The 13650-nt window shown below is 42.5% G+C and carries 10 protein-coding genes and 1 tRNA gene; 10 read left to right on the top strand and 1 reads right to left on the bottom strand.

Translation table 11 applies throughout. The annotated features are described in order from the left end of the window. Positions 1 to 69 precede the first annotated feature (69 nt). On the bottom strand, positions 70 to 1263 hold the full coding sequence (locus tag NQ536_RS09470) for a DUF4317 domain-containing protein (RefSeq protein ID WP_004849297.1): 1194 nt from the start codon (positions 1261 to 1263) through the stop codon (positions 70 to 72). A 261-nt stretch (positions 1264 to 1524) separates the two neighbouring features. Here NQ536_RS09470 and NQ536_RS09465 point away from each other — a divergent pair, with 261 nt between their 5' ends. The 10 genes from NQ536_RS09465 (at position 1525) to NQ536_RS09420 (ending at position 13532) form a co-directional block, all read left to right on the top strand. Continuing rightward, on the top strand, positions 1525 to 2214 hold the full coding sequence (locus NQ536_RS09465; RefSeq protein ID WP_004849296.1) for a response regulator transcription factor: 690 nt from the start codon (positions 1525 to 1527) through the stop codon (positions 2212 to 2214). Then, a complete protein-coding gene (locus NQ536_RS09460) occupies positions 2214 to 4673 on the top strand; it encodes a sensor histidine kinase (RefSeq protein ID WP_004849294.1) in 2460 nt (819 codons plus the stop codon). The genes NQ536_RS09465 and NQ536_RS09460 overlap by 1 nt, the downstream gene beginning before the upstream one ends. 183 nt (positions 4674 to 4856) lie before the next feature. Beyond that, on the top strand, positions 4857 to 5339 hold the full coding sequence (locus tag NQ536_RS09455; RefSeq protein WP_044997759.1) for a transcriptional repressor: 483 nt from the start codon (positions 4857 to 4859) through the stop codon (positions 5337 to 5339). Between the two features lie 21 nt (positions 5340 to 5360). Then, positions 5361 to 5717 carry a heavy-metal-associated domain-containing protein gene (locus NQ536_RS09450; RefSeq protein ID WP_004849291.1) on the top strand — a complete coding sequence of 119 codons (357 nt, stop codon included), beginning with the start codon at positions 5361 to 5363 and terminating at the stop codon, positions 5715 to 5717. 113 nt (positions 5718 to 5830) lie between these two features. Next, a tRNA-Gly gene (locus tag NQ536_RS09445) sits at positions 5831 to 5902 on the top strand. A gap of 248 nt (positions 5903 to 6150) precedes the next feature. After that, complete coding sequence (locus NQ536_RS09440; protein WP_004849289.1) at positions 6151 to 8310, top strand: LTA synthase family protein; 2160 nt, start codon at positions 6151 to 6153, stop codon at positions 8308 to 8310. Between the two features lie 185 nt (positions 8311 to 8495). Continuing rightward, positions 8496 to 9947 carry an IMP dehydrogenase gene (gene guaB, locus NQ536_RS09435; RefSeq protein WP_022058203.1) on the top strand — a complete coding sequence of 484 codons (1452 nt, stop codon included), beginning with the start codon at positions 8496 to 8498 and terminating at the stop codon, positions 9945 to 9947. Between the two features lie 198 nt (positions 9948 to 10145). Beyond that, positions 10146 to 11186 carry a signal peptidase I gene (lepB, locus tag NQ536_RS09430; protein WP_004849285.1) on the top strand — a complete coding sequence of 347 codons (1041 nt, stop codon included), beginning with the start codon at positions 10146 to 10148 and terminating at the stop codon, positions 11184 to 11186. Positions 11187 to 11196: 10 nt separating this feature from the next. Then, entirely contained in the window at positions 11197 to 12087 is an 891-nt protein-coding gene (locus NQ536_RS09425) for a PHP domain-containing protein (RefSeq protein ID WP_259805295.1), read from the top strand. Between the two features lie 23 nt (positions 12088 to 12110). Then, complete coding sequence (locus NQ536_RS09420) at positions 12111 to 13532, top strand: sodium-dependent transporter (RefSeq protein WP_004849281.1); 1422 nt, start codon at positions 12111 to 12113, stop codon at positions 13530 to 13532. Positions 13533 to 13650: the final 118 nt, after the last annotated feature.

The raw sequence follows: 13650 nt of genomic DNA, 5'->3' as shown, positions 1-13650 counted from the left end.
TATCTGTTTGTTTCAGGCAGTAGCGGTGTGCAAACACTTTATCCTGGATTTTAAAATAAGCAACAGCCGCTAGTTGTTGTTGATAGGTATTCCGTTTACCTCGACTTGATCAGATATCTGGATGACTATGCATTTCCTTCCGTCGATCTCCATGGTTTCCACGAGATCTGTGCGCTCGGGATTTACCTTGATGACAACATCCGGAGTCTTCACCTCAAAAGTTTTGGTGTTCGCAACATTTGTTGCGTACATGACGGTTGACTTCTCACGTGGTACAACTATGGCTGGTTCATCATCAGGGTTCTCAGATGTCTGTTCAGGCGGTGCTGCCGCAGCGGTTACCTTCTCATAGTGGGCGTCAAAGTCTGCCATCTTCTCGTCTGATACTCCGCTCTCGGTCAGCAGGTTCTTTATAGTGTTCTTGGAGAGAGTTAGAGGTTCAGGACTGTCCTTTCTCTGCTCTATCATCTCATTGAGATTGTCGTGGATAGTCTTTACCATCTCGTAGTTGCAGTCATCTCCCAGTGTTTCGGTGACGATTTCCTGAAATACATCCTTCTGCTCACTTGCTGTTATAGGAAGTGAGGTGCCGAGCAGGTTGCTGATGAAATTGTCGTGTAGCTCCTCAGGTTTCTTGGTGTAATACAGGACATTGTGGATGTCAGTGCCCCTGTCTATAAATGCTGGGAACAGGAATCCGATGTCAGGCATATCAACCACCCAGTCGCGTACCCTGTTGTGGAATGTGCTGTCCATATCAAAGTAGCTGAGACCTGCCTTGGATAGGTTGACGTGGCATATAGAACACATGATATATTCGTATACTTCGTCAGATGCATCATCCATCATGATTCCATCCGTGGTCTTGCCGGGAACGTCGTATGTATCATGTATCAATAAGATAAGGTAGTTACCTGTGTAGTCATAGTTTTCGATGACCTTATCATAGAATTCATCTATAAGCTCATCGTCCTCAAGATTACTCTTTCTCAGTCTGTTGAGAAATTCCTGAGTGCCGCCATCAAACTCCTGTGAGGTTGGAAATGGCATTGTCACCAGATTCTTTCCTATGCTTCCTGAAAGGGTTTTCTTAAATATCTCAAAATATTTGAATGTCTCTTCCTCTGGCATGGTGAGGAACTGTTCTTTTATAGTTGCAACCTTTTTGTTGTCACCGTCCACATAGCATCCGCAGATCTTACTGATAGAACATGTGGATGGGGCAAACTGGTGCCTGATCTCAAGTACATCTTTTTTTGTCATAAATAAAACTCCATTTCTATTTTGATATCTTTGTCCAGTATACCACAAAATTGTGCAAGCCTTAAAGATATCTTAAACTTTCGAACGGTTGTTTCTTAATGGCAGTATGAGGATAATTGAGAATAGGAGGTGATTGTGGTATGCTGAGAATAAATGTGTGTGCCAGGTCTTCATGCAAAACCTGATATGCTGCGTCAGCTATTTGCCTGATAAGACTCCGGCAGGCTGATGTTAAATGATTAAAAGGTGAGGTTATGAAAAATGTACAATATATTAATATGTGACGATGAAAAAGACATAGTATCAGCGATAGAGATATATCTCAAGACAGCCGGGTATTCGGTATACAAAGCTTATAACGGAAAGGAAGCTGTTGACATGGTAAATGCCAAAGATATACAGCTTGTGCTAATGGATGTCATGATGCCTCAGATGGACGGTATAACAGCCATGGCAAAGATAAGAGAAAACAGCAATGTGCCGGTTATCATGCTGACGGCAAAGAGTGAGGATACCGACAAGGTGCTGGGACTTGAGGTCGGCGCAGATGACTATGTGACAAAACCATTCAATCCGGTGGAACTTCTGGCAAGGGTAAAGTCCCAGCTCAGGCGTTACATGCAGCTGGGAGGTGGAGAGACACCAAAGGATAAGCTGGTTATCGGAGGAATAGAGCTTGACGACAAATCCAAACAGGTCACACTTGATGGAGAAGTTATGCCCCTCACCCCAACGGAGTATGACATCCTGAAACTTCTTATGCAGAATGTGGGAAAGGTATTTTCTACAAAAGAAATATACAGGGCAGTGTGGAAGGAGGATCCTATGGGAGCGGAAGGATCTGTTGCAGTACACATAAGACATCTTAGAGAAAAGATAGAGATAAATCCTTCAGACCCAAGATATATAAAGGTTATCTGGGGAAGAGGTTATAAAATGGAGGTACAATAGTGGATAAGGCGATTTATAAGATACGAGGAAATGTGTTCTTTAAACTTGGAATATATATTCTTGTGGCGGTGCTGGCATATGGAACGCTGTATACAGGCGGTCTGGTGCTGCAGGGAAGCTACCTTGGAGTGTACAGTGATGATGATCAGGGCGCTACGCCGTATGAGAGGCTTGTAAATGATTATGTGGAGGACACAAATTATGCGCTTACCGAAAAGGTGAATGCTTACATCCAGGATACAAGGTCGCAGCTGGAAAGCATTACAACATATAGTCAGCTCGTGAGCGCCGATCATAACGGAGATAAGGTTATAACCGCGGCTGATGTTTTCCGGAGATTGACCAACGCGGATACAACATCTGCGATCAAGTCGTCATACCGGTATGCGGATATGAGCGAACGAGGCGATATCGGCTATATGCTGACGGCAGCCTGCAGTGATGATGCAAATGCAAATACTGGAAAGATAAAAGTAACGACCGGAAATATAAAGCTGATAAATGACGAAGCTCGACTGGACGACAATATATATACGAACGATTATGACAGCACGATAGAAGTGCCTGTTAAAAGATATATTGTGTTTAACAATCTAGGTGATATGGAACAGGGGGAGCAGTATATCAATGCCCTGCTGTGGGAGAACGATCCATATTATGACGAATACACGTATAATGAAGAAAATGACGAAAATGATACTGTGGAGAATGATACAGATTCTGTATTGACAGCGGATGGCAAGTCTATCACCACACAGGATATCATGTATGGCGATTATTACCCGAGTTCAGTTGAAAAACTGTATTTTGACGACACAGACGAGATTGGCAGTTCATCTGGGAATGGCTACTGTCTTGTGCTAAGCTATGATACATATTCATTTATAAATATCACGGGAAAGTGCTATGTGGATGTGGAGGCTGCTGTAGACAACATCAAAGCGTCAAATCCAGAAATGGTCCAATACATTGGAGTATGGAATACGAAGAGTAAGGGGATACTGGCAGGATTTGCAGTTGTGTTGCTGCTGTGCATCGTCATGTCAATATTTTCAATGGTCAACGCCGGCGTAAAGACAGGGAAGGAGACGATAACACTCGGTAGATTTGAGAGGGCTCCGACGGAGCTTGTGCTGGCTATGGTAGTATGCTCTGTTGCAGCAGCAGTAGGGATCTGCGTTGAAAGCGGTATTGCATCCATGTGTGTGAATCAGTATAGGAACTACACATTTGAATCAGAAAATATATTTGTATCAGAAAATATACAGTACATTGCGTTTCTGGTGCCGGTGGCATGTCTATATTCTGTGGCGTTATTTTTCTTTAACAACATGGTTGCGAAGGTGAAGGCGGGAACATTTTTGGCAGACTGTCTGATAATCCGCGCACTGAAGTGGATAGCAGGAAAGGCGAAAGCTTGTTTCAGGTATGTGAAAAGTCATATGTCCCTGACGCAGAAGGGCGTATGGGCTTATATAGGTATAACAATAGTAGAGATAATTTTTGTGGCAATCCTGGCGGCTGGCAGCATGAGAGGCCTCCTTTGGGTAGTGATTTATATCATTTTAAAATGGCTGTGCATAGTCGGAATAGTGGCATATATCATTCAGACACAGGAGTTATACAAATGCGCTAAGGAGATGGCGGAGGGCAACCTGGACAGGAAAGCGGACACAAGCAAGATGTTCTGGGTATTCCGTGCACACGGTGAACATCTCAACCAGATAAGTGACGGCATGTCAAAGGCCGTTGAGGCCAGAATGAAGAGCGAGCATTTGAAGACGGAACTCATAACAAATGTATCTCACGATATAAAGACCCCGCTTACATCCATAATCAACTATGTAGATCTGCTGCAGAAGGATGATATGGATGAGAAGACAAGACAGGAATATATAGAAGTTCTCTCAAGGCAGTCCGCGAGACTGAAAAAACTCATAGAGGATCTGGTCGAGGCATCCAAGGCATCCACCGGCAATATCCAGATAAATTGGGCAGAGATAGATGCAAATATGCTGCTTGAGCAGGCTGTTGCAGAATATGAGGATAAACTTGCAAATGCCGGGCTTAAGGTCGTATTCACAAGATCAGAGGTGCCGGCAGTCATAAGGGCTGATGGACAGCATCTGTGGAGAGTATTTGATAATCTCCTTGCCAATATAAGCAAATACGCAATGCCTGGAACCAGAGTGTATGCATCCGTGATCCATGAAGCCGGTTCAGTGAGAATTGAGTTCAAGAACATCTCCAGAGAGGCTTTAAATGTGTCAAGTGATGAGCTTATGGAGAGATTTGTCCGTGGGGACAGTTCGCGAAATACAGAGGGCAGCGGTTTGGGACTTTCTATAGCAAACAGCCTTTGCACACTCATGAGGGCTGACTTTAAGCTGAGCATAGATGGTGATCTGTTCAAGGCAGTTATAGAGTTCAAAGATAAAAACATAAAAGCAGATGCATAAAAGTAGGACATGTATAAACTGGAAGGATTATTATACAAAAGTAATTTATCTTGATTTGGTTTATCTTGATTTACTGCAATTCGTTATTGACAACTAATTTATGTTAGTGCATACTAACCTTGGCGATAATATTATCAATTAGCAATTGGATTTGTTTGAGACTATTTCAAGGAGGCGTGTATGATGACTGACAATAAAACAGTGACGGACAAGAAGAATATAGATGATACAGGTATCCAGCGAACAGCGATGCAGAAGGAGATCGTTATCAGCAGACTGAGAGAGCGTGGCTGCAGGATAACAAGACAGAGAATGATACTTCTGGATATAATCCTTGGGGAGGAATGCTCGTCCTGTAAGGAGATATATTATAAAGCGGCAAAGCAGGACAGCAAGATCGGTTCGGCTACAGTGTACAGAATGGTGAATACACTGGAGGATATTGGGGCGATCAACAGAAAAAATATGTATAAGGTTGCCTGCGGAGAAAGCTGTGGAATAGAGGATGCTTGTGTCATCGAGCTTGATGATTCATCGAGCATAGAATTGTCGGCAAAAGAATGGAACCGTATAATAAGAGCAGGGTTGATGGCTGGTGGCTATATTGAGAATCAGGCAGTTACAGGTGTAAGTGTAAAGCCGTGCGGATGCGGTACTTGTTGTTAGAGACGAAGGAGATGAGTAAAAATGGGTGGAACGATACTTGTTATATGCATACTGCTGCTTATAGTTGTAGGCGCGGTTATCAGTTCTGCAAAGCATTTTAAAGGAGAGGGCGGCTGCTGTGGTGGTGGCGGCTTTGTGAAGATTAAAGGTGACAAGATAAAAAAAGTTGTGGCTGTAAAAACCATTTATATAGAGGGCATGCACTGCGGCAACTGTTCGGCGAGGGTGCAGAATGCACTCAACAGTTTGGAGAATGTGAACGCAAAAGTTGATCTGAAGAAACAGAAGGCTGTCGTAAAGCTTGGAAGAGAGGCTACGGATGATGAACTTATAAGATGCGTGGAGAAAGCCGGATACACTGTGAAAAATATAGCTTGATAGGGTTTTTGAAAAATTAATTTGAGAAAATTGTAAAAAATTTTCAAAAAAATGTTGGCAATTTGGCTTTGATGTGGTATTATCCATATTGTTGTGAGAAACACAGCAGATAAGCGCGAGTGGCTCAGCGGTGGAGCATCTCCTTGCCAAGGAGAGGGTCGCGGGTTCGATTCCCGTCTCGCGCTCTTTCTTATTAATTCACAGTCAGGATTTTTCTCCTGGCTTTTTTTGTGCCATAAATCAATGATTGCCTACATTGGTAATAAAATTTAATATATTTTTACTATTGAATAAATGGAATGTAGTGATATAATCAATCACAATCGTTTAGTATTAGATATTAGTTGAATAATGGTAATAAATGTAAATTTAAAATGAATAATTTAGAAATTTGCAAAATAAAAATAATTGTTTATGAGGTAATATGTAAGTTATGAAAGAAAGACTTAAGAATTTTCATCATTCGGCAGTTTTCATCTGCCTGATCCTGGCGATTGTGCTGGATGTCGTTCTAGAAGCACTTGGAAGACATTCGTTATTCAAAGCGGTGGAATATGTATGGAATCAGCCATTGATCTTTTTATATAATTGTTCCATTATTTTCTTTACCCTGACGCTTTCGCTGCTTATGAGAAAGAGAATTTTTGGATATTGTGTTATTTCATTTGCCTGGCTGATACTGGGTATAACCAACTGTATAGTTCTTGGATTTAGAATAACACCATTCTCAGCCATAGATATGCTGATGGCAAGAAATACGATAACTATCATAGACAAATATTTTGATGTTTGGCAGATAGTTCTCATTGCAGCCCTGCTCTTTGTTGCACTTGCGGGAGTGATCATATTGTTCATAAAGTCACCAACTGTTACGGGCAACATATACAGGACGAGGACCACGGTGTTCATAGTGGCAACGTTCTTCTGTGTAATGTTGTTCACCAAGATAGCCCTTAATGCACAGACTATATCGGACAATTTTGCAAATCTTGCAACGGCGTATAACAATTATGGATTTGTATATTGTTTCTCCAACAGTGTTGTGGATGTCGGGATCGGACAGCCGAGCGATTACAGCGAGGATAAGATGCTGGAGATAAAGGATGATCTGGACAGCGTAGGTACAACAGATTCAACTCTGGGTAAGGATAAGCCAAATGTGATATTTGTGCAGCTTGAGTCGTTCATGGATCCGTCCTATGTGAAGTATCTCACATTCAATGAGAATCCTATACCGAACTTCACAAAGCTGAAGGAGGAGTGTACGTCAGGATTCTTGACGATGCCTGCCATTGGCGCAGGTACAGCCAATTCTGAGTTTGAGGTGTTGTCGGGGTTCAATGTGGCATATTTTGGCGCAGGAGAGTATCCATATAAGACGATTCTGGGCAAACAGACCATAGAGACGATGGCTACACAGCTCAAGCTTGACGGATATTCAACACATGCAATGCATAACCATGACGGTACATTCTATGACAGATATAAGGTGTACAAGAATATGGGATTTGACACATTTACACCGATGGAGTATATGTATAATCTGCATCTCACTCAGAAAAACTGGGAGAAGGATGATGTTCTGACTGGTGAGATCATGAAGACTCTCACCTTCACTACGTCTAGGGATTTCATCTTTACGGTTAGTGTTCAGGGACATGGAAGATATCCTTCTGAACTTGATGAGGAGAATTACAGCTATCCGATAAGGGTTGCCGGAACAGGCGATGAGGCTCTTGATACGCAGTGGACATATTATTGTAATCAGCTGCACGAGATGGATGAGTTTATAGGACAGATCATAGAGCGTCTTAAGCTCTTCAATGAGCCTGTGGTGCTTGTAATGTATGGAGACCATCTGCCGGGATTTGAACTCACAGATGATGATGTAGAGAACGGTAACCTTTACCAGACAGAGTACTTTGTGTGGAGCAATATGGATAACTTCCCAGTGGAGGATGAGGACCTGGCAGCATATCAGCTCAGCACAAAGGTGTTTGATATGCTGGGATTTGAGAAGAGCTATGTTCAGAAGTTCCAGTCCAAGTATAAGCCTGGCGATGAGAACTACGATGATGAGCTTGAGAACATAGAGTATGATATGCTTTATGGCAAGAGATATATGTATCCTGACGGCTGGCCATATGAACCGACAAATATGAGATATGGAATAGAAAAGATCAGCATATCTCACGTGGAAAAGGGAATATATTTACCACCTGCGGATGAGACGGAAACCGGTCAGACAACGGAGGAGCAGGAAAGTACAGAGATATCGGCTGGGGCTCAGGCAGATACCGTTGAACAACTTCAGGGTTATTATATCCATGGAAGAAATTTCAATGAGTGTACATTTGTGTGGCTGGATGATGCATTTCTCAGTGAGACGATATATATAGACAGAAATACATTGTTTCTCCCAAGAAATCAGGCATTTGATGCTGGACAGGAGATATCTATAGCTCAGGTGGGCGACGACAGTATTGACTTTGGCGTTGAGGATACTTACGTGTATCCGGGAGACCCTGCTGATCCTGATGTAATAGAGACAAATGTAGGAACGGAGTCTGTAATATCCACAACAGAGAAGTGACAGATAGGTGGCAGACAGAACTTCCTTGACAAGCAGTTTATAATTTGTTAGCATGTTTAAAAAGTAACATCACCCAACGCGATAAGTGTTGGGTGATGTGTTTTCTCTATAAAGGCAGATTGAGACAGATAATAAGCACGGCAAGTGCATTTATTATAATATTTTACAGAAAGAGAGATAAGAAAATGGGTAAGATTATTGGCGAAGGAATTACATTTGATGACGTTTTATTGGTACCTGCTTATTCAGAGGTATTACCAAATGACGTAGACCTTACAACACAGCTGACACAGAAGATTAAGTTGAATATTCCTCTTATGAGTGCTGGTATGGACACAGTTACAGAGCACAGAATGGCAATAGCCATGGCTCGTCAGGGTGGTATCGGAGTTATTCATAAGAATATGACGATCGAAAAACAGGCAGAGGAAGTTGACAAGGTAAAGCGATCAGAGAACGGTGTAATATCAGATCCATTTTATTTATCTCCAGAGCATACACTTGCTGATGCAGATGAACTCATGAGCAAGTTCAGGATCTCAGGCGTACCGATCACAGAGAATGGAAAACTTGTAGGTATTATCACAAACCGTGATCTCAAGTTTGAGAAGGATTACACCAAGAAGATCAAGGAGTCAATGACATCAGAGGGACTTGTCACAGCCAAGGAAGGAATCACACTTGATGAGGCAAGAGAGATTCTTGGAAAGGCACGTAAGGAGAAACTCCCTATCGTTGATGATGACTTCCATCTCAAGGGACTTATCACAATAAAGGATATAGAGAAACAGATTAAGTATCCATATTCAGCACATGATGCTCAGGGAAGACTTCTCTGCGCAGCAGCAGTTGGATGTACAGCCAACATTCTCGACAGAGTTGCAGAGCTTGTATCAGCAAAAGTTGATGCCATAGTTATAGATACAGCACATGGACATTCAGCAAACGTTCTGAGAACATTCAAGATGGTTAAGGAGAAGTATCCAGACCTTCAGGTTATCGCAGGTAACGTAGCGACAAGATCTGGTGCACAGGCCATGATAGATATGGGTGTAGATGCAGTTAAGATCGGTATCGGACCGGGTTCCATATGTACAACAAGAGTTGTTGCTGGTATCGGTGTTCCACAGATCACTGCTATCATGCAGGCATATGATGCTGCTATGAACGCGGGAATCCCAGTTATCGCAGATGGCGGAATCAAGTATTCAGGAGACATCACAAAGGCTCTTGCAGCCGGTGCTAATGTATGTATGATGGGAAGTCTGTTTGCAGGAACAGATGAGGCACCTGGTGATTTTGAGCTTTATCAGGGACGTAAGTATAAGGTATACAGAGGCATGGGCTCTATAGCAGCTATGGAGAATGGCTCTAAGGACAGATATTTCCAGGAGAACGCAAGAAAGCTTGTTCCAGAGGGAGTTGAAGGTCGTGTTGCATACAAGGGATCACTTGAGGATACAGTATTCCAGCTTATAGGTGGTCTTCGTTCAGGTATGGGTTACTGTGGTGCCAAGAATATCGAGGAGCTTCATGAGAAGGCAGAGTTCGTAAAGATCTCAGCAGCATCACTCAAGGAGAGCCATCCACACGACATCCACATTACAAAAGAAGCACCAAACTACAGTGTAGAGTAATATCGCAGACGCTGCGCGAAGCGCCTTTCATGCGTCTGCACAATAGACGATAAAAGGACATATATAAAGCAGATGTTTCATAGGGTGGAACAATTACTAAGAAACATTTGATTTGTATGTGTCCTTTTTTCTTGACACAATATTCTAATGTGAGATAATGGAGAATAGGTGTTTTAGAAAAGAGGTGTTTAGACATTTATGAAGGTTACTAACCCAGGTAAAAAGGACCTTGAACAGCTCGTGATACTTGAAAATGAGACATTTCCTACCGCTGAAGCTGCCAGCAGGGAGTCCATAGAGCGGAGATTAAAAACGCACAGAGAGACTTTCTGGGTGCTGAAAAAAAGTGGAAGAATAATTGCCGGCATAAATGGCATGACTACTAATGAAAGAGATTTGTGTGATGCCATGTATGCGGGGGAAGAGTTATATGATAAAAAAGGAAGCTGGCTGATGATATTTGGCGTGTCAACACTTCCTGAGTATCAGCATAATGGTTATGCATCAAAGGTGATGCACGAGGTTGTTCAGGAGGCTGCAAGATGCAAGCTGGATGGAGTTGTATTGACATGTAAGGAGAACATGATTCCTTTTTATGCACAGTTTGGATTTGTGGATGAGGGGGTGTGCGATTCGCAGCACGGCGGTGCTGTATGGCATCAGATGAGGCTGGAGAAAAGCAATATAAAACGTGACTATAAAAGTGAGGTACTTGATTGTATAGTCACAGTTGTGATAGCAGCAGTATTGGCATTCCTGATCGGGCATTTTGTGATACTGAATTGCAACGTACCAACGGGATCTATGCTTGAGACTATACAGCTTGACGACAATATCATAGGCAGCAGGCTTACATATAAGTTTTCTGATCCGGAACGTGGTGATATAGCGATATTCAGGTGGCCGGATGATGAGAATGAGATATACATCAAGAGAATAATTGGGCTTCCTGGTGATAAGGTTGAGATAAAGGATGGAAAGGTGTATATAAATGGCAGTGATACTCCACTGAAGGAGGACTATCTGAGCGAAGGCATGTACACGGATTCTGGATCTAGGGAAGTCTATGATGTTCCGGAGGACTGTTATCTTATGCTCGGGGATAACAGAACCAATTCAGCTGATTCCAGATTCTGGACAAATACATATGTAAAGCGGGAGAAGATACTTGCTAAGGCTGAATTTATATATTATCCGTTTTCACAGATAAAATGGCTCGGCAGCGGGGCAGAATATTAATGGCGTGTCTTTGGCTACGATCAGAGGAGATGGTTACATGGGTGGATATACACATAAAGTGAGATTTGATATGCATTGTCATACAGCTGAGGGTTCGCCTGATGCAAAAGTAAAGATAGTTGATTATACTCAGTTGTTAAAGCAGCGTGGATTTCATGGGATGCTTGTCACTGATCACGATTCATATAATGGCTTCAGGGCATACTTGAGTCAGAAGGAAAAAGTTAAGGATTTTATTGTCCTGAGAGGAATAGAATACGATACATTTGACTATGGACATTTTCTTATAGTATTGCCATCTGATACGCCTGAGGAAGTTTATGAACTGTTTGAGCATAGAGGAATGGCACTTATCAGAGTAATATGGCTTGTGCATGAGTGTGGTGGGATAATAGGTCCGGCACATCCGTTTGGAGAAAAGTTCATGAGCTTTGGCAGTACGAGAAGGCTGGGAATGATCGAGCATCGGCTGTATGCACAGCACTTTGATTTTATAGAGGGTTATAATTGCTGTGAGTCGGACAAGAGGAATAAGATGGCTAGAAGGCTGGCAGCTTATTATGACATACCGGTTTTCGGTGGAAGTGATGCCCATAAGGAGAATTGTGTAGGGCTGGCGGGAACATATCTGCCAGAGAATATATGCACTGAGGATGACCTGATAAATTATATAAATGACGGAAATCATCCTGAGGTTGGCGGAAGAAGATATCCGAAGACACTGAAGGACAAGATCGGACCTGCCGGTAAATTCTTGACATATGGTTTTTATTTATATAATATATATGGCGCATTCAGAAATTATCCTGCTAGATGCCGTGCATATTTTGCGGCATCGGCAAAGCTGAAGGCTAAAAGAAAAAGTAACTGTTCAGACAGGGGACTGGGCAGCAAAAAATAAAAGCAAAAACAGAAAGGGAGATTATGAATAAGAAGGAAAGAAGTAATTTTACGGGGACGCTGGGCTTTGTTATGGCAGCAGCGGGAAGCGCGGTAGGACTTGGAAATATATGGAGATTCCCATATCTTGCGGCAAAGGACAACGGTGGTGTGTTTATACTTGTGTATATAATACTTGCACTTACATTTGGATTCACACTGCTCACAACAGATATTGCAATAGGAAGAAAGACTCAGCAGGGACCGCTCACAGCTTATGGTCTTATACATAAGAAGTGGAAATGGCTTGGCGGTCTGGCATGGATCGTACCGGTCATAATCCTTCCATATTACTGTACTATCGGAGGATGGGTTCTGAAGTATATGACAGCATATTTTACAGGTCAGACAGAGGCTGCCACTGGTGATGGTTATTTCACCGGTTTTATAACAGCCCAGACTGCGCCTATAGTATTTGCACTTATATTCCTTACGGCCACAGGCGTTGTCGTATTCTGTGGTGTTGAAAAGGGAATAGAGAAGTTTAGCAAGGTGCTCATGCCAATATTGGTACTTCTTATAATTGGAATTTCAATCTACTCACTGACGATCAAGCATACTGGTGATGATGGTACGATCAGAACAGGATTTGATGGACTGAAGGTATATTTGATTCCTGATTTTAAGGGAATGACATTCAGGGATATCTTCATGGTTGTCATGGATGCCATGGGACAGCTATTCTTCTCGATAAGTGTCGCCATGGGTATCATGGTTGCATATGGCTCATATGTTAAGAATGATGTTAACCTTATGAAGTCGATCAATCAGATAGAGATATTTGACACGGCTGTGGCATTTCTTGCTGGTCTGATGATAGTCCCTGCGGTGTATGTGTTCTCTGGAACGGAAGGTATGTCAGCGGGCCCTGGACTTATGTTTATATCACTGCCAAAGGTATTCAATGCCATGGGTAAGGTCGGAACAGTCATCGGAGCCCTGTTCTTCATCATGGTTACATTTGCGGCGATCACATCCTCAGTATCGGTCATGGAAGCGATAGTGTCAGGACTTATGGATAAGTTCCATCTCACGAGAAAGAAGAGTGCGGTCATAACAACTGTATATGCGGTTGTCGGAATGTTGGTCGTATGTTTCGGTTACAACATATGGTACTTTGAGCTCAAGCTTCCAAATGGAGCTACAGCCCAGATTCTCGATGTGATGGATTACCTGAGTAACAACATCTTCATGCCGCTTGTGGCTATCCTGTCATGTATACTTATCGGCTGGGTAGTAAAGCCTAAGACGGTTATAGACGAGGTTACAAGAAATGGCGAGAAGTTTGTAAGAAAGGGACTCTATATTGTCATGGTAAAGTTTGTGGCACCGGTACTGCTTGCGTTGTTACTCCTCCAGTCATTTGGAATCGACTTTGTACAGTTTGTTACGAATCTGTTCAAATAGAACAATATAGTTTATAATGTAGAGGCATTTGTCATGTGAGTGATGAATGTCTCTATATTTTTTTCGTATGGAATGTCGTTTGCAGGATATTTATACCGAGTTTAATGGGAGAATGATG

Origin of the sequence: Coprococcus eutactus (genome assembly GCF_025149915.1) — a bacterium.
In the GTDB taxonomy this organism is placed as follows: Bacteria; Bacillota; Clostridia; order Lachnospirales; family Lachnospiraceae; genus Coprococcus; species Coprococcus eutactus.
The sequence above is the reverse complement of the archived record's forward strand: the minus strand, read 5'-3'. Positions and strand labels throughout refer to the sequence as shown.